Source organism: uncultured Arthrobacter sp. (genome assembly GCF_947493765.1).
Lineage (GTDB): Bacteria > Actinomycetota > Actinomycetes > Actinomycetales > Micrococcaceae > Arthrobacter_D.
The window spans coordinates 252,593-272,232 of the sequence record NZ_CANLSZ010000003.1 but is presented as its reverse complement, the minus strand read 5'-3'; the positions used below and the strand labels follow the sequence as shown (position 1 = coordinate 272,232).

General features: G+C 68.7%; 21 protein-coding genes. 11 read left to right on the top strand and 10 right to left on the bottom strand.

All coding sequences use genetic code 11. The annotated features are described in order from the left end of the window. Nucleotides 1-69: 69 nt before the first annotated feature. Entirely contained in the window at nucleotides 70-1,521 is a 1,452-nt protein-coding gene (locus tag Q0747_RS06395) for an HNH endonuclease signature motif containing protein (protein WP_298252733.1), read from the bottom strand. Nucleotides 1,522-1,780: 259 nt separating this feature from the next. Here Q0747_RS06395 and Q0747_RS06390 point away from each other — a divergent pair, with 259 nt between their 5' ends. The 3 genes from Q0747_RS06390 (at nucleotide 1,781) to Q0747_RS06380 (ending at nucleotide 4,401) form a co-directional block, all read left to right on the top strand. Then, nucleotides 1,781-2,827, top strand: coding sequence for an NAD(P)-dependent alcohol dehydrogenase (locus tag Q0747_RS06390; RefSeq protein ID WP_298252732.1), 1,047 nt, complete (start codon nucleotides 1,781-1,783; stop codon nucleotides 2,825-2,827). Nucleotides 2,828-3,125: 298 nt separating this feature from the next. Next, nucleotides 3,126-3,896: a CPBP family intramembrane glutamic endopeptidase gene (locus tag Q0747_RS06385; RefSeq protein ID WP_298253059.1), complete on the top strand. Its 771-nt coding sequence runs from the start codon at nucleotides 3,126-3,128 to the stop codon at nucleotides 3,894-3,896. 1 nt (nucleotide 3,897) lies between these two features. Continuing rightward, on the top strand, nucleotides 3,898-4,401 hold the full coding sequence (locus Q0747_RS06380) for a DNA alkylation repair protein (RefSeq protein ID WP_298252731.1): 504 nt from the start codon (nucleotides 3,898-3,900) through the stop codon (nucleotides 4,399-4,401). Here the strand turns inward: Q0747_RS06380 and Q0747_RS06375 are convergent. After that, complete coding sequence (locus Q0747_RS06375) at nucleotides 4,376-5,137, bottom strand: glycosyltransferase family 2 protein (protein WP_298252728.1); 762 nt, start codon at nucleotides 5,135-5,137, stop codon at nucleotides 4,376-4,378. The genes Q0747_RS06380 and Q0747_RS06375 overlap by 26 nt on opposite strands. Nucleotides 5,138-5,228: 91 nt before the next feature. Beyond that, nucleotides 5,229-6,671: an MDR family MFS transporter gene (locus tag Q0747_RS06370; protein ID WP_298253057.1), complete on the bottom strand. Its 1,443-nt coding sequence runs from the start codon at nucleotides 6,669-6,671 to the stop codon at nucleotides 5,229-5,231. A gap of 240 nt (nucleotides 6,672-6,911) precedes the next feature. On the opposite strand from Q0747_RS06370, the gene Q0747_RS06365 reads away from it, so the two are divergent. From Q0747_RS06365 to Q0747_RS06350, 4 genes are all read left to right on the top strand, one after another. After that, on the top strand, nucleotides 6,912-7,688 hold the full coding sequence (locus tag Q0747_RS06365; RefSeq protein ID WP_298252726.1) for a thioesterase family protein: 777 nt from the start codon (nucleotides 6,912-6,914) through the stop codon (nucleotides 7,686-7,688). A gap of 93 nt (nucleotides 7,689-7,781) precedes the next feature. Further along, the gene (locus Q0747_RS06360) at nucleotides 7,782-8,066 is read left to right on the top strand and encodes a DUF427 domain-containing protein (protein WP_298252724.1); all 285 of its coding nucleotides are present in this window, start codon (nucleotides 7,782-7,784) and stop codon (nucleotides 8,064-8,066) included. A gap of 90 nt (nucleotides 8,067-8,156) precedes the next feature. Continuing rightward, entirely contained in the window at nucleotides 8,157-9,188 is a 1,032-nt protein-coding gene (locus tag Q0747_RS06355) for an aldo/keto reductase (protein WP_298252722.1), read from the top strand. A 174-nt stretch (nucleotides 9,189-9,362) separates the two neighbouring features. Then, complete coding sequence (locus tag Q0747_RS06350; protein WP_298252721.1) at nucleotides 9,363-10,244, top strand: manganese catalase family protein; 882 nt, start codon at nucleotides 9,363-9,365, stop codon at nucleotides 10,242-10,244. Nucleotides 10,245-10,274: 30 nt separating this feature from the next. Here the strand turns inward: Q0747_RS06350 and Q0747_RS06345 are convergent, their stop codons facing one another. Both Q0747_RS06345 and Q0747_RS06340 read right to left on the bottom strand, forming a co-directional pair. After that, on the bottom strand, nucleotides 10,275-10,457 hold the full coding sequence (locus Q0747_RS06345) for a hypothetical protein (RefSeq protein WP_298252719.1): 183 nt from the start codon (nucleotides 10,455-10,457) through the stop codon (nucleotides 10,275-10,277). 85 nt (nucleotides 10,458-10,542) lie between these two features. Further along, nucleotides 10,543-10,668, bottom strand: coding sequence for a hypothetical protein (locus Q0747_RS06340; protein ID WP_262364391.1), 126 nt, complete (start codon nucleotides 10,666-10,668; stop codon nucleotides 10,543-10,545). A 177-nt stretch (nucleotides 10,669-10,845) separates the two neighbouring features. On the opposite strand from Q0747_RS06340, the gene Q0747_RS06335 reads away from it, so the two are divergent. Next, a complete protein-coding gene (locus Q0747_RS06335; protein WP_298252716.1) occupies nucleotides 10,846-11,586 on the top strand; it encodes a lipoyl protein ligase domain-containing protein in 741 nt (246 codons plus the stop codon). 19 nt (nucleotides 11,587-11,605) lie between these two features. Here the strand turns inward: Q0747_RS06335 and Q0747_RS06330 are convergent, their stop codons facing one another. The 3 genes from Q0747_RS06330 to Q0747_RS06320 all read right to left on the bottom strand — a co-directional run bounded on the left by Q0747_RS06330 (nucleotide 11,606) and on the right by Q0747_RS06320 (nucleotide 13,672). Then, nucleotides 11,606-12,235, bottom strand: a complete 630-nt coding sequence (locus Q0747_RS06330) for an MBL fold metallo-hydrolase (protein ID WP_298252714.1) — start codon at nucleotides 12,233-12,235, stop codon at nucleotides 11,606-11,608. After that, a complete protein-coding gene (locus tag Q0747_RS06325; protein WP_298252711.1) occupies nucleotides 12,235-13,320 on the bottom strand; it encodes an S-(hydroxymethyl)mycothiol dehydrogenase in 1,086 nt (361 codons plus the stop codon). The genes Q0747_RS06330 and Q0747_RS06325 overlap by 1 nt, the downstream gene beginning before the upstream one ends. 94 nt (nucleotides 13,321-13,414) lie before the next feature. Beyond that, nucleotides 13,415-13,672, bottom strand: coding sequence for a mycoredoxin (locus tag Q0747_RS06320; RefSeq protein WP_298252709.1), 258 nt, complete (start codon nucleotides 13,670-13,672; stop codon nucleotides 13,415-13,417). Between the two features lie 238 nt (nucleotides 13,673-13,910). Between Q0747_RS06320 and thrS the strand changes: the two genes are divergently transcribed. From thrS to pgsA, 3 genes are read left to right on the top strand one after another with little or no spacing between them, the layout of a single operon-like run. Beyond that, nucleotides 13,911-15,923: a threonine--tRNA ligase gene (gene thrS / locus Q0747_RS06315; RefSeq protein WP_298252707.1), complete on the top strand. Its 2,013-nt coding sequence runs from the start codon at nucleotides 13,911-13,913 to the stop codon at nucleotides 15,921-15,923. Next, complete coding sequence (locus Q0747_RS06310) at nucleotides 15,923-16,522, top strand: HIT domain-containing protein (protein WP_298252705.1); 600 nt, start codon at nucleotides 15,923-15,925, stop codon at nucleotides 16,520-16,522. Before thrS ends, Q0747_RS06310 begins: the two co-directional genes overlap by 1 nt. Continuing rightward, nucleotides 16,522-17,142 (top strand): phosphatidylinositol phosphate synthase, encoded by a 621-nt coding sequence (gene pgsA / locus Q0747_RS06305; RefSeq protein ID WP_298252703.1) that lies wholly within the window; start codon nucleotides 16,522-16,524, stop codon nucleotides 17,140-17,142. The genes Q0747_RS06310 and pgsA overlap by 1 nt, the downstream gene beginning before the upstream one ends. 36 nt (nucleotides 17,143-17,178) lie before the next feature. On the opposite strand, the gene Q0747_RS06300 is transcribed toward pgsA, so the two are convergent. Both Q0747_RS06300 and Q0747_RS06295 read right to left on the bottom strand, forming a co-directional pair. Continuing rightward, complete coding sequence (locus Q0747_RS06300) at nucleotides 17,179-18,003, bottom strand: sigma-70 family RNA polymerase sigma factor (protein ID WP_298252701.1); 825 nt, start codon at nucleotides 18,001-18,003, stop codon at nucleotides 17,179-17,181. A 181-nt stretch (nucleotides 18,004-18,184) separates the two neighbouring features. Further along, nucleotides 18,185-19,345 carry a methyltransferase domain-containing protein gene (locus Q0747_RS06295; protein WP_298252699.1) on the bottom strand — a complete coding sequence of 387 codons (1,161 nt, stop codon included), beginning with the start codon at nucleotides 19,343-19,345 and terminating at the stop codon, nucleotides 18,185-18,187. Between the last annotated feature and the right edge of the window lie 295 nt (nucleotides 19,346-19,640).

The following is a 19,640-nucleotide window of genomic DNA, read 5'->3' as shown; positions in this document are numbered from 1 at the left end:
GCCCGACGCGACGCTGCCCGTGCCCTGTTGGTCGTGCCGACAAGCAGGACGCCGGCAGCGATGCCTGGTTCAGCTGCTGCCGGACATAGTGAGCACTGCTGTCCCACGCTCACTATGGTGCTCAACCTCGGGCGGCCGGCCGTCGAAAGAATCCAGCCCGTCGAGACGCGCACTGGCGACGTCGGCCTGAACACTGCCGTTGGCCTGAACACTGCCGGGGAGCGGGGGCGCCAGCGATCTGTACGTGTGGCCGGTTGGAGTTCGGACATCGATGGTGTGTCTCGGGCCGGAACGGGCCGAGGATCTCCACCCGGCAAGTTCCTTGGTGTGGTTGCAGGCCTCGCAGAGACCGGCGCCGTTCGGGAGACTCGTCGATCCGCCGTCGTTCCAGGGAACCACGTGGTCGTGGTGCCGGATCGGCGCATCGCAGTACGGCGTTCTGCAGGAGTCATCCCGGGCCTTGAGAAAGCGGCGCTGGGCATGCGTGAAGAGGCGCGCCCAGGAGTCGATGCCGAGGAGATCTCCGCGTCCGGGGGCGGTGTACAGGCGCCGGAGGAAGACCTGGAGGTCCTCTCCCCGCCCACCATCACCGGACGCCACCAGGGTCCTGGCCCACTCGGCCGGCACCACGCCGTACCCGCTCAGTCTGGCCGGTTCGCTGTCGCCCTGGAACAGCGTGCGGTCGGTCATGACGAGCTGGATCTCCACGCTCGACACGCCTCCCGGAACACCCGTAGTCCGTTCCACCAGGGTGTCGGCCATGAGCTGCCCGCGGCCGCGCGGATCGCCCTGAGCGCGGAGCGAATCGGTGTGCCGGGTCAGCTCGGCATAGACCGCCACCGCTTCGGCGACCGGTAGCAGTGCGGTCAGGTAGGCCATGGTGTCGGGAGCGGGCCGCAGACTGACGTGGCGCTCGCCGGCCGCATGCCGTGCCCGGTCCGTCACCGATCGGGGATCCCGGCGGTAGGAGGCGGTGCGGGCTGCACTGACGACGGCACGGTCGCCGGCCCCGCTGAACGTCCCCGTGTCGGCGGCGAGTTCGTCGTCGACGGCGCAGCGGTCCGCAGCGCTCAGGCATGCGGTCTCCCGGACCAGCAGGGTGGCACGCCATTCGTTGAGCTGCCCGGTCTCCAGCGCCTCAAGGGTATGGGGCATCTCGATGACGAGCGCCCGGGCCAGGCCGAGCAGTCGGCTGCCGCGGGAAGGGGACTGCCGGCGGGCCAGCGCAATTTGCGCGGCGACACCCTGGCCCTGCTTCACCGCGGGTACACCCGCGGCCGCCTGTTCACGACGCTGGGCGAGATCGAACGCGACGGCGGCGCGGGCCTGCATCCCCGCGATCGCGGAGGTGAGGTCCTCGAGTCTCCGGATCTGGTCGATCAGCTGGGCGCTGTCGCTTCCGAGACGGAGGGACGCCACGTCGGAGATCAGGTTCCGGACGTCGGTGGGGAGGGCGTCGCGGGAGGTTGAGTCACGGCGTGCGGCGACTTTCTCCTGCGGTGCTTCCCGGCTGCTGTCCATGATCTATTTTCGCGTGCAACACTGACATTTCGAGGTTCGCGAAACAGGTTATCCACAGCACGTCGCGACTCCGATACCTACAGCGAGTGCCCTCACCACCCGCTGCTCCCGGTCCTCGCCGGCCGAGCGCCGCAGCCCTCATCCCAGGGCGACCCGGGCACCGGACGCGGAGTCAGAGCAAGAACGAGGAATACGAGGCTGCCCACCGACGCTCCACCAGTGGAGCCATCGTTCCCCACCCCAACCGCAGGAGTCATCCATGCCTACGACCGTCAACGCCTACGCGGCACCCTCCGCCGGAGCAGACCTCATCCCGACCACCGTCGAACGACGCGACGTCGGACCCGACGACGTCCTGATCGACATCAAGTTCGCCGGCATCTGCCACTCCGACATCCACACCGTCCGCGGCGAATGGGGACCCCAGTCCTATCCGCTGACGCCCGGACACGAGATCGCCGGCCTCGTCGCCGAGGTCGGCTCGAACGTCAGCAAGTACGCCGTCGGCGACCGCGTCGGCGTGGGCTGCATGGTCAACTCCTGCGGCGAGTGCAAGAACTGTAAGGCAGGCGAGGAGCAGTACTGCCTCAAGGGCAACACCGGAACGTACGGTGCCGAGGACCGCGACGGCAGCATCACCCAGGGCGGCTACTCCACCCAGGTGGTCGTCACCCAGGACTTCGTGCTCGGCATCCCCGAAGGCATCGAGCTCGACGTCGCCGCGCCCCTCCTGTGTGCCGGGATCACCACGTTCTCGCCGCTGAAGCACTGGGGTGCAGGACCGGGCAAGAAGGTGGCCGTCGTCGGACTCGGCGGGCTCGGCCACATGGCCGTCAAGCTGGCCGCCGCGATGGGCTCCGAGGTCACGGTGCTCTCCCAGTCCCTGAAGAAGCAGGAGGACGGGCTGCGCCTGGGCGCGAAGCACTACTACGCGACGAGCGACGAGAACACGTTCAGCGATCTCGCCGGGACCTTCGACCTGATCATCAACACCGTCAGCGCCTCGATCCCGATCAGCGATTACCTGGGCCTGCTGACCCTGGACGGCGCACTGGTCAGCGTCGGCGCGCCGGCCGATCCGCTGCCGGTCAATGCCTTCGCCCTCATCGGCGGGCGGCGCTCCTTCGCCGGATCCCTGATCGGCGGCATCCGGGAGACCCAGGAGATGCTGGACTTCTGCGCGGAGCACCACCTGGGCTCGGAGGTCGAGGTGATCTCCGCCGACAAGATCAACGAGGCCTACGAGCGCGTGATGGCCTCCGACGTCCGGTACCGCTTCGTGATCGATACCGCGACGCTGAACTGATCCTCAGCCTTCGGGCTGGGCATCCTTCGCGGCCCGGCTGCCCACCTTCGCTCCGTACAGCACGAAGCCGAGGAGGGCAGCCGGTGCCGTCAGTGCCGCACCCGACGTCCCTGTGACACGTCGACCGACCGACGGGCCACAACGGGTAGCGTGGCAGCACCAGGACTGGCGCGGACCACCGGAGAGGCGTGATCACGTGAAGCAGCAACCTCGCCCAGTCGCCGCCGGCGGCGTCCGGGGGAGCGACGCCGCAGCGGAGGCCTGGAAGCCCGGCTCGTGGACCACCCTTTCACCCGAGCTGCTGCCCGCCGCCCTGGTGTCCCTTGCCGGTTTCCTGCTGCTGGTGCTGGACCAGCTGGTGCCCGGGTACGGGATCCTCGTGGTGGCGCTGGGTATCGCCGCCGCCGTCTCGATGGCGTTCTTCCGCGATCTGCTCCTGATCGCCTTCGGGCTCACGGTGATGAGTCTGGTACCCATCAGCACCGATATCGGCGTCGACCACATGGGCATCATGGGAGCGGCCATGATCCTCGCCGTCGGCGTCCCCTACACGGTCTCCCGCTTCGCCTACCGGGACCACGCCGTCAGATTCCCCCTCCGCACCGGCAAGCCCTGGAGCCGGACCGAGAAGTGGTACCTGCCCGTCGTCGTCCTGATCGGGTACGCGCTGCTACCGGTCTACATGCTCGGGACCGGCGTCTACACGAACTGGCCGGCGGCGTCGGAGCCGGCGGAGATAGCCCGCCTGTTCGTCGGCACGAACGGCCTGGGCATCTGGGACGAACTGTTCTTCATCTGTACCGTGTTCGCCCTGCTGCGCCGCCATTTGCCGATGGTGCAGGCTAACGTGCTGCAGGCCGTCCTCTTCACGTCCTTCCTCTGGGAGCTCGGCTTCCACGCGTGGGCACCGCTGTTCATCTTCCCGTTCGCGCTCCTGCAGGCCTTCATCTTCACGCGGACCCGGTCCCTCTCCTACATCATCTGCGTGCATCTGCTCTTCGACTTCGTGCTGTTCCTCGTCCTCATCCATGCGCACAACCGTGCGTGGATCGACATCTTCATCTACTGACGTGGACATCCCGAGCGTCGCCGCCTTCATCGACGCAGCCCTGCAGTACGAGAGCTCCTGGGAGCGGGCGGAGGACCACGAGCTGCTCCACGGCGGCGGCCTGGAGTACTACGGTGCATCTGTCGGCGCCGTCCGCGGCACACTTCGGAACGCCCGGCGCCGCTACCCGGATCCGGGGCACGACGACGTCGTCCGCCTCGCGTCCGAGCTGTGGTCACCGCCGGTCTTCGAGCGCCGACTCGCTGCGGTGGTCCTGCTGCAGTCGTCCGTGCCGTTGCTGCGCCACACGGATCTGACGCGGATCGAGGGCTTCCTCCGCACGGCCGGGCTCCCGTACCTGGAGGACGCTCTCGCCGGCGACGTCGTCGCGCCCCTCCTGGAGCAGCTGTCCGGGCAGGACGCCGCCCGTGCGCGCGTGGTCCTCGAGCGGTGGTCGGGCAGCGACAGCAGGCCGCTGCAGGGCGCTGCAGCCCGAGCCGCTACCGGACGTCGATCGAGCGGATGAGGCGACCGCGCAGCGCCGGGACGAGATGGTGGACCCCCATCATGCCCAGGCCATAGCGGCGTACCCGGCGCATCGACGTCGCGACCCTGAGGCGCGGGTCGATCCGTACCGCACCGGAGCCGAACCTGCGCGCTACCGCCACGGAGAAGTCGATGTCCTCGTCGCGCTGGTCGATGGCGGTCCGGGCGATCCCGCCGGTCGCGAGATAGGCGGACGATCGCACGGCCATGTTGTGCCCCGCGACGAACCGCAGATAGGTCGCGTCCACGTGCTTGGCCGCCATCATGATCCGCAGCAGCACCAGCGCCCCCGGCATGAGCAGGTCGTCGCCCCAGCGGTAGTACCTGTCGCGCAGCGGGACGCTCGTGCCGCCGGCCAGCTGGATGTGGGGGTGGTCGTGGAACAGGGTGCGGATCCGGACGGCCCAGTCCTCGGCCGGTTCGCTGTCGCCGTCGGTGCGTGCCACCAGCTCGTGACCGTCCGCGATCGCGGCGCGGAAACCGGTGTCGCTCGCGGCCCCGGTACCCTTCTGCGGCTCGCTCAGCACCGTGAGATCGAGATCCGGGTGCTCCGCCGCGACAGCGTGGACGCGCTGCAGCGTGTCGTCCGTGGACCCGTTGTCGACCACGTAGATGCTCAGTCCGTCGCTCCCGTGCTGCCGGCGGAGCGCATCGAGGGTGCGGGCGACCTCGGGTTCGTTGAAGACGGGGACGACGACGGCGAGCCGCTGGATCACTGCCGGTTCCCCTTCTGCTGCGGCTCGGGGCACTCACGGGAGCTCATGAAGTAACCATAGGCCGGTCCGCGGTGGGACCTGTCCCACGTCCCTAGACCGGGGCAGGTTCGTCGTCGGTCTCCTGCGGCGCGCGGATGAAGAACGATGCCACGACCGCCAGCAGGAAGATGAAGGCGCCGTACAGGAAGGCGGCGCGGACGCCCCCGGCCATCGCCGCTGCGGTGCCGGTGCCTTCATCGGCCAGGACGGTGCTCTGGATGGTCAGTACGGAGATGAACAGCGCGGTGCCGGCCGCGCCGGCCAACTGCTGCACCGTGCCGAAGACGGCGCTGCCATGGGAGTAGAGCGCGGGCTTCACGGAGCCGAGGGCCGAGGTCAGCAGCGGGGTGAAGATCAGGGCCAGCCCGATGCTGAGGAACACGTGGGCCACGAGGACCAGCAGGATCGGCGTCGTCTCCGTCACCTGCGTCAGTGACCAGAAGACGGCGCTGACGAGCAGGGTGCCCGGTACGAGGAGGACACGCGGTCCACGGCGATCGTAGATGCGCCCCACCACCGGACCGAGCAGCCCCATGGTCAGTCCGCCGGGCAGCAGGATCAGACCCGACACGAACGGGCTCATGCCGAGCACGTTCTGCACATAGATCGGCAGCAGGATGATCGTCCCGAAGAGTGCCATCATCGCGATGGCGATCGTGACGATCGAGATGGTGAAGTTGGCCGAGCTGAACACGCGCAGGTCCAGCAGGGCGGCGTCGCGCCTCTGCAGGCGCAGCTGGCGCAGGACGAACAGACCCAGGAAGAGAACGCCGAGGGCGAGCGGCAACCACGGTGGGAGGCTGCTCCCGGCGGAGGCCGCGCCCAGCTGACTGAGCCCGTACACGATGCCGCCGAACGCCAGCGCGGACAGCACGACCGAGACGACGTCGATGGCGGAGGCGCGCGGCGTGGTCACGTTCTGCATCTTGACGGCGCCGATGACGAGCATGGCGAGCCCGATCGGGAGGACCAGCCAGAACATCCAGCGCCAGTCGAGCACGCTGGGGGGAGCACCGGAGATGGTGGGGCCGAGGGCCGGCGCGACGGAGATGACGATCGAGATGTTGCCCATGATCCTGCCGCGCGACGTCCGCGGGACGAGATTCAGCACGGTCGTCATGAGCAGGGGCATCATGATGGCGGTACCGCCGGCCTGGACCACGCGCCCGACGACGAGCACGCCGAAGCCCGGGGCCAGCGCGGCGATCAGCGTCCCGAGGCTGAAGAGGCTCATCGCGGTGAGGAACACGGGCCGGGTGTCGAAGCGCTGGAGGAGGAACCCCGTCACGGGGATCACCACGGCCATGGTGAGCAGGAACGCGGTGGTGAGCCACTGACCGGCTCCCACCGTGATGCCCAGGTCCCTTACGAGGCTCGGGATCGCGACGCCCATGATGGTCTCGTTGAGGATCACCACGAAGGCCGAGACCATCAGCACCCCGATGACGAGCTTGTCGCGGGCCGGCAGCCTGCCCTGCTCATCCGAGGTGGTGATCCTCTGGTCGGCCTTCACGGGAGGGGCTGCGTCTGAGACGCGGGAGGTGGTGCGCTGTGTCAAGGTGATTCCGCTCGGGTTTCTCTGGTACCTGGGCGCAGGCAGTGTGCCGCCCGGCCTCGAAGATGGTGGTGCCGTCCGAACGACGGCTGCTTGCTCTCAGGCGAGAACCCCCGGACGGCGGACTCTATTCCACTAGCATGGGGCTTTCCCCGGCTTCACCGACGAAGGAGATTCTCCGTGCCTGATTCTTTCTACCGCGATCTGGGCGGCGGAAGGTTCGAATCCACCGTCCACGCCCAGGGCGCCTGGAATCCTGCCGAGCAGCACATGGCACCCATCTCCGGGCTCCTCACGCACTGCCTGCTCGAGTGCGAGCCGCGCGAGGGGATGCAGTTGAGCCGGGTGAGTTTCGACATCCTCGGCATGATCCCCGGTGGCGAGTTCGAGGTGACCACCGCCGTCGTGCGCCCCGGGCGGACCATAGAACTGCTCGAGGCACGCATGGAGTCTGGCGGTCGGACGGCGATCGTGGCCCGGGCATGGAGGCTCAGTACACAGGACACGACCGCCGTCGCCGCGGTGGAGGACCCACGGATCCCCGGTCCCGAGGAGGCGGGGCCGCACGAGGGCATGACCGCCTGGCCCGGTGGCTACATCCGATCGCTCGAGGTCCGGGTTCTTCCCGGTCTGCGGCCCGGGCGCGGACAGGTGTGGCTCCGCAATCCCTACCCGATGCTGGACACCGGGCCGGTGGCCGACGTCGTACGGCTGGTCGGCATGATGGACGCGGCCAACGGCATCGCGTCGAGGGTGCCGCCGGGAGGCGACAGCTGGATGTTCCCCAACGTCGATCTCCAGATCCACCTCCACCGCATGCCGCGTGGGGAGTGGCTCGGACTGGACACCCGGGTGACCTTCGGGCAGGGCGGCGTGGGACTCACCTCCAGTGTGGTCCACGATCTCGACGGGCCGTTCGGGCGGCTCGAGCAGATCCTGACGGTCCGGAAGCTCTGACCGCCGCTCGAGGGGACGTCCCCGGAATGGGTCGGCGCACCCGGGAGTTGGAGCAGGTACAGGCACGCCCGTGAACAACGAGGAGAGGACATCATGACAACAGCACACTGGAACGACACGGTGATCGCGGAGTCGGACGAGACCGTGATGGTGGAGGGGAACCACTACTTCCCGTCGGAGTCCATCTCGGAGGAGTTCTTCACGCAGACCGAGCAGCAGACGGTCTGCCCGTGGAAGGGCACGGCGACCTACTTCACCCTCGAGGTGGACGGCGAGCAGAATCGCGACGCCGCGTGGAGCTACCTGGAACCGAAGGAAGCGGCGGAGAACATCCGCGGTCGCTACGCGTTCTGGAAGGGCGTGACGGTCACCGACTGACCCGACGAGGCGAAGCGGTCGACCCGTAGCAGGACAAGGCGAAGCAGGACGAGGCCGAGCAGACGGCGGCACCCGGACGAAGGAGCACGTATGGACTATCGGAAACTCGGCAACAGCGGCACCTCGGTCTCGCACCTGGCCCTCGGCACCATGACCTTCGGGGCCGAGGCGGACGAGAAGGCGTCGCACGCCATCCTCGCCGACTACGCGGACGCCGGTGGCAATCTGATCGACACCGCCGACGTCTACACCCATGGTGTGTCCGAGGAGATCATCGGTCGGTGGCTCGCGAGGAACCCGTCGGTGCGTCGGCGCATGGTCCTGGCCTCCAAGGGTCGCTTCCCGATGGGCGACGACGTCAACGACCTCGGGCTCTCCCGCCGGCATCTCCGGCAGGCCCTCGACGCCTCGCTGACCCGACTGGGCGTGGACCACATCGACCTGTACCAGGTACATTCCTGGGACCCGTCTACGCCGCTGGAGGAGACGCTGGGCTTCCTGAACGAGGCCGTGGTGCGCGGCGACATCGGGTACTACGGTTTCTCGAACTTCACCGGATGGCAGCTGACCAAGGCGCACCAGATGGCGCTGCACCGCGGCTACTCGCTCCCGGTGACCCTGCAGCCGCAGTACTCCCTGCTGGTGCGCGAGATCGAGGCAGAGATCGTCCCGGCGGTGCTCGACGCCGGCATGGGCATGCTGCCCTGGTCACCGCTCGGAGGCGGGTGGCTGACCGGGAAGTACACGCGCGACACGCAGCCTGCCGGTGCCACCCGCCTCGGTGAGGATCCCCAGCGCGGCATGGAGGGCTGGGAGAAGCGCAACGCCGAGGAGCGGACGTGGGGCATCATCGAGACGGTGGCGGACATCGCGACGGGTCGCGGCGTCACGGCGGCGCAGATCGCCCTCGCCTGGGTGGCAGCGCAACCGGCCGTGTCATCGGTGATCCTCGGGGCCCGGACCCAGGAGCAACTGGCGGACAACCTGGCCTCGGCGACGATCAGCCTCTCGTCGGACGAGCTCGTCCGGCTCGACGACGCCAGCGCCCCGGCCTTCGGGGACTATCCGTACGGCGGGCCGGGCCTCGACCAGCGCAGCCGCCGGCTCGACGGTGGGCGCTGACATGAGCCGGGAGTATAGGGTGCGGCCGCTCGCGATGGACGAGGCGAACGGCAGGAGGAACTAAGCTTGCTTGCCATTCCGGCGGCCAGTAGGTTCTCCCGTAGGGGCCGGCACCGACCATCATCTCGATCCGTTGTCATCACCCACCGGCCCCCTCGATCCGGAGGTAGCCCGATGTTCTTCCACAAGCAGGAACTGCAGTTCACGTCGAAGCCCAGCAAGCCCGATGCGGTGTATGCGAGGAAGCTGCAGGAGGTGCTCGGAGGTCAGTACGGTGAGATCACCGTCGCCATGCAGTACGGCTTCCAGGCCTGGAACTCCCATCTCCCCGGCAAGTACCGGGACATGCTCTTCGGGATCGGCGCCGAGGAGATGGGCCACGTCGAGATGCTGGCCATCATGATCGCCCAATTGCTCGAGAAGGCGCCCCTGGGTGTCACGGAGGACGCCATCCAGTCGGATCCGACGGTGGCGGCGGTGATCGGTGGCATGGATGTGCAGCACGCCATCGTCGCCGGGGCGGGAGCACGACCCGTGGACAGCAACGGGAACCCGTGGCAGGGATCGTTCATCACCGCCAGCGGCAATCTGCTCGCCGACTTCCAGGCCAATGCCAACGCCGAGATGCAGGGTCGCCTCCAGGTGGCCCGGCTGTACCACATGACCGACGACCACGGCGTCCGGGACCTGCTCTCCTTCCTCCTGGCCCGCGACACGATGCACCAGAACCAGTGGATCGCAGCGGCACGGGAGCTGCAGGACGAGGGGCTGGAGTCCCTGCCGGTTCCGAGCAACTTCCCCATCAAGAAGGAGGAGCGCTCGGTGTCCTACCAGTACCAGAATTTCTCCGACGGAGCCGCAGCTGCGGAAGGCTCGTGGGCCAGCGGGCCGACGCCGGACGGTTTGGGCGAGTTCACCTACCATGAAGGGCCGACGACGTCGGCTCCGATGCCTCCCGCGACGCAGGTCGACGCCCGCTACTACGGCACGACGCCTGTCCCGAACCGGGTGGAGAAGATCGCGGGTGCGGTCCAGGACAAGCTGCACAGGGAGTAGGGCTCCCCGCGGCCCGGGCGGGCAGGAGGGTCAGCCCGTCTGGTCCACGTCCTGGATCTGCCGCAGGACGTCCTCGAGTTCGTGGCTCAACTCCTCCAGCCTGGCCGTCCGGGACTCCGTCGTCAGGGCCAGGACGATCTCGTCCTGGCGCTCGCGCAGGCGGGCGAGCGTCGGGGCAGTGCCTTCAGTCGGGGCAGGGTCTTCAGCTGTCATGGCTCGATCCTCGCACGCAGAACCTGCCGGACACTGGAGAGGCCGGACCACCGTCAGGTGATCCGGCCTCAGCCGGCAGGATCAGTTACTTCTGATCGCCGTCCTTGCCGTCGAACGCGTCCTTGGCCTTATCCTTGGCCTGGTCCACCTTCTCCGGGTTGTCGTTTGCATAGTCCTTGGCCTTGTCGGCCATTCCGCTCATGTCTGCCATAGGTGAATCCTTTCGTTGAACCGGACCGCGGTTCTACCGTGGCTGCCACGGGGTGACATCTCCATCGTGGACCACGCCGACGGATAAATCCATCGGCGACGGGTCTTGACATGCCGCAGTGCCGGGTGCGCCCCGCCGCGGTGCACGGCCCCGGGCTTCACTGCCTACGATGGACCGATGAGTACTCCGTGGGGCGGTGAGGCAGAGCTGACGCTCGTCGTCGACCCACCCGCGGGCGACGCCGCAGGCCAACTCGACCGCGGCCTGGAGCTGCTGCGCGACGTCGCCGCCGGCACGCGCGTCCCGACCCTCCGGGTCTACAGGCCGAGCCCCACCGTCGCCTTCGGGCAGCGGGACGCCCGCCTCGCCGGCTTCCCCAGGGCCTCTGCCGCCTCGAGGGCCCACGGCTTCGAGCCGCTGATCCGGCGTGCCGGCGGCCGCGCAGCCGCGTACCACGCGGGGTGCCTCGTCGTGGACCACATCGAACCGGCGTCCGACGCCGTCGCCGCGACGCGCGCCCGCTTCGCCGCCTTCGGCGACTTCTTCGCCGGGGTGCTGGCCGAGGTCGGGGTGGACGCCGGAGTGGGGGAGATCCCGGGGGAGTACTGCCCGGGTGAGTTCAGCGTCCACGGCCTGAGGGATGCTGTGCCGGCGACCAAACTCGTGGGGACCGCACAGCGCGTCGTCGCCGGCGCCTGGCTGTTCTCCTCCGTGCTGGTCATCGAGGACTCCGCTCCGCTGCGCGCCGTGCTCACGGATGTCTACGCGGCCCTGGGACTGCCGTGGCGGAGCAGCACTGCCGGTGCGGCGGAGGACCTCGTTCCCGGCCTGCGGGTCGACGTCGTCCAGGACGCCCTGCTGGCGGCCTACCGCGCCGTCGTGCACCTGGAGACCCCGGAGGCGTCCCGCCCCTCCTGAGACGGGACGCCGCCCGGTGCTAGTGGCCGCGCTGGATCCACTCCTCGAGGTGGGGAGCCTCCTCGCCGATACTGGTGCTGTCCCCGTGGCCGGGCCGCGCAACGGTATCCGGCGGCAGCGTGAGCAGCCTGGTCCGGATGGACTCGATGATGGTCGGGAAGTCGCTGTACGACCGCCCGGTGGCTCCCGGTCCGCCCTGGAACAGTGTGTCGCCGGTGAAGACGGTGCCTTCCTCCTCGAGGAGGAAGCAGACCGACCCCGGGGAGTGACCAGGGGTGTGCAGCGCGGTCAGGGAGACCCCTGCGACGGGGAACGAGTCGCCGTCGCTGATCCGGTGGTCGGGCTCCCGATCGGGGAACACCATGTCCCAGAGCACGCGGTCGGCCTCGTGCAGGTGGATCGGGGCGTCCACGGCGTCGGCAAGGATGCGCACCACCCGGATGTGGTCGTCGTGGGCGTGAGTGAGCAGGATCGCCCGGACGGTGCGCCCGGCGACCTGCGCCACGATCGCGTCGGCGTCATGGGGAGCGTCGATGATCACGCACTCGTCGTCGTCGCCCACGATCCACACATTGTTGTCGACGTCCCAGGTGCCGCCGTCGAGCGAGAAGGTCCCGGACGTGACGAGGTGTTCCACCCGCGCCGCCATCAGAGCTCCACCACCGAACGCAGGACCGTGCCGTCGTGCATCTTGTCGAAGGCCTCCTCGACCTGGTCCAGCCCGATGCGCTCGGTCACGAACGCCTCGAGATCGAGCGTGCCCTGCAGATAGTGGTCCACGAGCATCGGGAAGTCCCGGCTGGGCAGGCAGTCGCCGTACCAGGAGGACTTCAGGGACCCGCCGCGACCGAAGACGTCGAGCAGGGGCAGCTCCAGGGTCATCTCCGGGTTCGGGACGCCGACGAGCACGACGGTCCCCGCGAGATCACGGGCGTAGAACGCCTGCTTGTAGGTCTCCGGGCGTCCGACGGCGTCGATGACCACGTCCGCGCCGAAACTGCCGGTGAGGGAGCGGATCGCCTCGACGGGATCGGTCTCCCTGGAGTTGACGACGTGCGTGGCACCGAGACCCCTGGCGAGCTCGAGCTTCCGGTCGTCGATGTCGACGGCGATGATGGTGGTCGCTCCGGCGAGCTTCGCGCCGGCGATGGCGGCGATGCCCACCCCGCCGCAGCCGATCACGGCCACCGAGTCGCCGAGGGAGACGTTGCCCGTGTTGATGGACGCCCCGATGCCGGCCATGATGCCGCAGCCGAGCAGGCCGACGGCTGCTGCGTCCGCAGCAGGATCGACCTTGGTGCACTGACCGGCCGCCACCAGGGTCTTGTCGGCGAAGGCCCCGATCCCGAGTGCCGGTGTGAGCTCCGTCCCGTCCTCGAGCGTCATCTTCTGCGTGGCATTGCGCGTGTCGAAGCAGTACTGCGGTTCACCGCGGCCGCAGGCCCGGCACTCCCCGCACACTGCACGCCAGTTGAGGATCACGCGGTCGCCGGGGGCGACGGTGGTGACGTCGTCGCCCACCGCACTCACGACCCCGGTGGCCTCATGCCCGAGCAGGAAGGGGAACTCGTCGTTGATCGCCCCCTGCTTGTAGTGGAGGTCCGTGTGGCAGACACCGCACGTCAGGATGTCCACCAGGGCTTCCCCCGGTCCCGGATCCGGCACCAGGATAGTCTCGATGGTCGCGGGGGCATCCTTCGCCCGCACCACGACGCCCCGAACTTTGTGCACCATGTCTCGTCAGTCCTTCCGCTGGGTGTGACGGGCCGAAGGACCGGCCCGTCAGCCCCAGCATATGGGGGACCGCCGGGGGAGGCGAGGGCGCGGGTCAGGCGTCGATCCTGGTCCTCACCTCGGCTGCCGACGGATTCGTGGCGGTGCTGCCGTCCGGGAAGATCACGGTGGGAACGGTCTGGTTGCCGCCGTTCAGGGACGCCACGAGCTCGGCGGTCCCCTCGACCTCCTCGATGTTGACCTCCGTGTACCCGATGCCGGCCGCGTCGAGCTGCGACTTCAGGCGACGGCAGTACCCGCACCAGGTGGTGGAGAACATGGTGATGGATCCGGCTTCTGGCGTGTAGTCCACGGTGCTCCTCGCGTGCGTGCGACCGCTGCCGCACGACTGTGTGTCCTGGCGGATACCGGGTGTACCCGCACCCGGCGTCAACACCGGACGGTGCCGACCCATTCCTGCGGCCCGACCGGCGGCGTTGTTGGTCGCCTCCATGCCCACCCGATACGATCAGCACGGCGGTCCCGGCTCTTCGCCGGGTGACGTCCAGCCCTTCCGGGCCACCACTGTCCCAGCCTCGAGGAGACCATCCGTGTCAGCGCCACAGCCCATTGAACTCATCGTCGACGGTGAGGAGAAGCAGGCGACCACGGGTACCACCGGGACCGAGCTGTTCGGCGAGCGGCGCGACGTCGTCGTCATGCGGGTGGACGGTGAGCTGAGGGATCTCGCCGAGGAGCTCCCCGACGGTGCGTCCGTGGACGGCGTGACCCTCGAGGATCCCGCGGGTCTCGAGGTGCTCCGCCACTCGACCGCCCATGTCATGGCCCAGGCCGTGCAGCAGCTGCGGCCGGGCGCGCAGCTCGGCATCGGCCCGTACATCACGGACGGCTTCTACTTCGACTTCGACGTCGAGGAGCCCTTCACGCCGGACGAGCTCAAGCAGCTCGAGAAGATGATGCTCAGGATCGTCAACGCGAACCAGCTCTTCAGCCGCCGCGTGGTCTCCGAGGACGAGGCCCGCGAGGCGATGAAGGACGAGCCGTACAAGCTCGAGCTCATCGGACTCAAGGGCGGGGCCACGGAGGAGGACGGTGCCTCCGTGGAGGTCGGTGCCGGCGAGCTGACCGTCTACGAGAACGTGGACCGGAAGACCGGCGACGTCGTGTGGCAGGATCTCTGCCGCGGCCCGCACCTGCCGAACACCAAACTGATCTCCAACGCCTACGCCCTGACGCGGTCGGCTGCCGCGTACTGGCGCGGCAGCGAGAAGAACAAGCAGCTGCAGCGCATCTACGGCACCGCGTGGCCCACGAAGGACGCCCTGAAGGCGTACCAGGAGCGGCTCGCGGAGGCCGAGCGCCGCGACCACCGGCGGCTGGGCTCCGAACTGGACCTGTTCTCCTTCCCGGACGAGCTCGGCTCCGGCCTGCCCGTGTTCCACCCCAAGGGCGGCATCATCCGGAAGGCCATGGAGGACTATTCACGCCAGCGGCACACCGAGGCCGGCTACGAGTTCGTCTACACACCGCACATCACCAAGGGCCACCTGTACGAGGTCTCCGGCCACCTCGACTGGTACCGCGAGGGCATGTTCCCGGCGATGCACGTGGACGAGGAACTGAACGCAGACGGTTCCGTGCGCAAGCCCGGGCAGGACTACTACCTCAAGCCGATGAACTGCCCCATGCACAATCTGATCTTCGCCTCCCGCGGCCGGTCCTACCGGGAGCTGCCGCTGCGCCTGTTCGAGTTCGGATCCGTGTACCGGTACGAGAAGTCCGGCGTGATCCACGGACTGACGCGCGTCCGGGGAATGACCCAGGACGACGCGCACATCTACTGCACGCGTGAGCAGATGAAGGACGAGCTCACCGGGACCCTCACCTTCGTCCTGGGGCTGCTCAAGGACTACGGTCTGGACGACTTCTACCTGGAGCTCTCCACCCGGAACCCGGAGAAGTCCGTCGGTTCGGAGGAGCTCTGGGACGAGGCGACCCGCACGCTGTCCGAGGTCGCCGAGGCGTCGGGCCTCGATCTGGTCCCGGATCCCGGGGGAGCGGCGTTCTACGGCCCCAAGATCTCCGTGCAGGCCCGCGACGCGATCGGGCGCACCTGGCAGATGTCCACCATCCAGCTCGACTTCAACCTGCCGGAGCGCTTCGAGCTCGAGTACCAGGCGGCCGACGGCTCGCGCCAGCGCCCCGTCATGATCCACCGCGCCCTCTTCGGGTCGATCGAGCGCTTCATGGCGGTGCTGACGGAGCACTACGCCGGCGCGTTCCCCGCCTGGCTGGCACCCGTGCAGGTCCTCGCGGTGCCCGTCGCCGAGGCGTTCAACGACTACCTGTACGACGTCGTCGACAGGCTGAGGGCCGAGGGTGTCCGGGCGCAGGTCGATGTCGGGTCCGACCGCTTCCCCAAGAAGATCAGGACGGCGAGCAAGGAGAAGATCCCGTTCGTCCTCATCGCGGGAGGCGAGGACCAGGAGGCGGGCGCGGTCTCCTTCAGGTTCCGTGACGGGAGCCAGGACAACCAGGTACCCGTGGACGAGGCCGTCCGCCGCATCGTGGAGGCGGTCCGATCCAGGGAAGCGACCGCCTGATGGCGGACGCAGGCGAGGGGCAGGACGTCCGGCCCGATGCCGACGTGACGGACGACTTCGAGCTGGCAGGCGTCCCGGACGCCTTCCAGCGGCTCTGGACGCCCCACCGCCTCGCCTACATCAAGGGCGGGCAGGACAAGGTGACCTCGGAGCAGACCTGCCCGTTCTGCCACGCTCCCGAGTTGAGCGACGAGGAGTCCCTGATCGTGCACCGCGGGACGCACGCCTTCGTGCTGCTCAACCTCTTCCCCTACAACGCAGGCCATCTGCTCGTCTGCCCCTACCGGCACGTACCCGACTACACCGACGTCGATGCTGCCGAGACCGCGGAGATCGCCGCCCTGACCCAGACCGCGATGCGGGTGCTGCGGCGCGTGTCCAATCCCACCGGCTTCAATCTCGGGATGAACCAGGGCGTCACCGGAGGGGCAGGCATCGCCGCCCACCTGCACCAGCATGTGGTCCCCCGGTGGGGCGGGGACGGCAACTTCCTGCCGATCATCGCGCAGACGAAGGCCATCACCCAGACGCTCGGTGAGGTCCGCGAGCAGGTCGCTGCCACCTGGCCGGCGGACGGTGCTGCGGAGCCCGCGTCCTGATGCTCAACAGATACGCGCGCGGCTTCTTCACGCGGCTCTTCACGCCGCTGGCCCGCCTGCTGCTGTCCTGGGGCGTGACGCCGGACGCCGTGACCATCGCCGGGACGATCGGCGTCGCCGGCGGTGCCCTGCTCTTCTACCCTCTGGGCGAGCTCTTCTGGGGCACGGTCTTCATCACCCTGTTCGTCTTCTCCGACGTCATCGACGGCGTCATGGCACGGCTGAAGGGCCACGGCGGCCCGTGGGGCAGCTTCCTCGACTCGACACTGGACCGCATCGCGGACGGCGCACTGTTCGCCGGCGTCGCCATCTGGTTCTTCACGGGTGGCCGGAACACCACGATCGCCGTCGCGGCGCTGGCCTGCCTCGTCCTCGGGATGCTCGTCTCGTATGCGCGCGCCAAGGCGGAATCGCTCGGCTTCACGGCCAATGTCGGGATCGCGGAGCGGGCCGAACGGCTCGTCTCCGTCCTCGTGGTCACGGGTCTGACGGGGCTGGGCCTGCCCCAGGGCTTCCTCCTGACCGTCCTCCTGGTGCTGGCCGCCGCGAGCCTGGTCACCGTCTACCAGCGGATCAGGGCCGTGCGCCGGCAGTCATTCGACCCCAGGCCCACGCCCTGATCCTGGCCGGCACCCCGTCCGGACGCCGGTGCGCCGTCAGGACGCCGGTGCGAGGACCGGCCGGACCGCACCGAGCGCCGGCGCGTGCGAGCGGCGCGGCGTGAGGGCCGAGCCGAGGGACGAGAGGTACTCGGCCCGTCGCTTGGGAGAGATGCGCGACACCGGGGCGGGAGCTGCCCCAACGGTGTCGGAGTAGTGGGTGGAGAGCCCGTCCTGGAGGAGCCGCAGCGCCTCGGACTTCTGCTGGGACACCGCCGAGTGGGTGGTGCCGAGTTCTGCCGCGACCTCGGTCACGGACCGGCCCTCGAAGAACACCTGCTCCACGATGTGCCGCATACGCGCCGGCAGGTGCGTGACCGCCGCGCGGAGGTGGCGCACCTGCTCGGCGGCCAGGAGCGAGGCCTCCGGTGCCTCGTCCAGTGCGGGGACGACGTCGAGCACTGTCTCGTCGAGCGTCTGCATGGACCGCGCCGCGTCGTCGAGTGCCAGATGGACCTCTTGGCGACTCACACCGAGGGTGGCGGCGAGCTCGTCGACGGTCGCCTTCCGTCCCAGTGAGGCCGACAGGGCCTCCTGCGCAGCGAGGGTGTCGCCGATGCGACGACGCACCGAGCGGGGAGCCCAGTCGTTGGACCTCATCTCGTCGGCGAAGGCCCCGGTGATGCGTCGGCGGGCGTAGGCGCCGAACGGCACACCCAGCGTGGGATCGAAGGAGTTGGCGGACGTGATGAGCGCTATGGCCCCGACCGACGCGAGATCGTCCCGTGAGAGATGCGTGGCGCGGGCGCACAGGGTCGATACGAGGTAACCGACCAGTGGCAGGTTGTCGAGAATCAGTTTTTCGCGGTCTCGTGAATGCATATGAGCAAGCTCCCCAGCTGGCTTGAGTGCAAAGCTGCTCCCGATCGACCTCGTGGAGGTCTGCCAGGAGCGGCGGATGTCTCCATGAAATTAGCAGCGGGTCCGAGGCCTCAGGGGCCTGCTGGGGGAATACTGCCCAAAGGCTGAGCTTGTATCGCTACCGCTGGATTTCCGGCGTCGTTCAGGCGCCCGCGATCACGATGATCTCCTTGCTGGTGCGCGGATCGAGGGCCGATCCGTCCCAGTCGCCGTGCCACCGGACGGTGGAGTAGCCCGCATCCCGCACCAGCTCCGAGAGCCGCTCGGGGGTGGCGAAACGCAGGGTGCTGGTGTCGGTGATCTCGATTCCGTCCTGTTCGAAGCGTGTCCAGCCCTCGAAGGTGACGCGTTCCTCGCGGACGTCCACCAGCCTCCGCCCCGTCAGGAGGGGACCGGCGCTGGAGTCGACGGTGGCGGGACCGTCCGGGCTCTGCCACCCCAGCCAGGCCCGGTGTGCCGGATTGCGGGTCTCGAACATGAAGCGACCGCCGGGGACGAGCCGGCGGCGGACCTCCGTCAGGGTCTCGAGGATCTCCTCGTCCGTGAGCAGGCACTGGAACGCGTGACCGGTCATCACAGCGGCATCGAACGGGCCGGGACCGAGATCGCCTGCAGTTCCCTCGAGCCAGGTCACGAGTGCGGCGTCGTCCTTGCTGCGGGCGAGCGCGAGCATGCGCGGAGCCGGATCGACCCCGGTCACGGTGTGGCCCTCGTGGGCCAGCCTGATGGCGAACGAACCGGTCCCGCAGCCCACGTCGGCGATCCTCAGTGGAGCACCCGACAGCGCCGCCGAGTAGAAATCCGTGTCCCAGGTGCCCTCGTTGAACTCGTCGTAGAGGGCCACGAGCCGATCATCGGCGTAGCCGTCCACCGGCGCGGCGGGAGCACGGTCCGCGTCCTTCTGCTCGAGGACGAACTCCTCGAGCATCACCTCGGTGTCAGCACCGACGACGAACCCGGGATCGCCGACGTACGCCCGGAAGTCAGCACCGTGCCAGAACTCCTCGTGGGCTGCGCGCCATTCCTCCGGCGTCGCGAAACCCTCGCCCTCCGCCTCCATGTGCTGCCACGGCACCGCGGCGAGGGGTACCCGGCGAACCGAGACGGTGCGAATGGTGGCGACCGCCCGGCCCGCCGTGTCGACGACCCGCTGGCGGGTTCCGATCGCCGGCAGTGGTTCGGTACCCGACTCGTACTCGAGTGCCAGCGACGTCGTCGTCGTCTTGGAGCCGGCGAGGATCGCCGCGACGAGCCGGTCCCGGAGCGGACCGGGGAAGCCGAATTCGGCGGAAGAAAGAGTCATCCCTCCATGCTGGCCCAGGAGTAGCGCGCGCACCACCACCGACTCGTCCACACCAGCGACCGGAGCATTCACACCCGCCACGGCACGCCCTGGCTCACCCCGTCCGCAGCCACGGGGCCCGGACGGACACCATCCGCGGGACGGATACCGCCGGCAACCACGCCAGAACTCCTACCGACGCCTTGATCGCGCCGTCCGCGAGCTCGCAGCACTCCACGGGTGAGCTGCCTGGACGACCAGATGTTCACGGGGCAGCAGAACGGTGACGGGAACAGGACCCGTGGCGACGTATCAT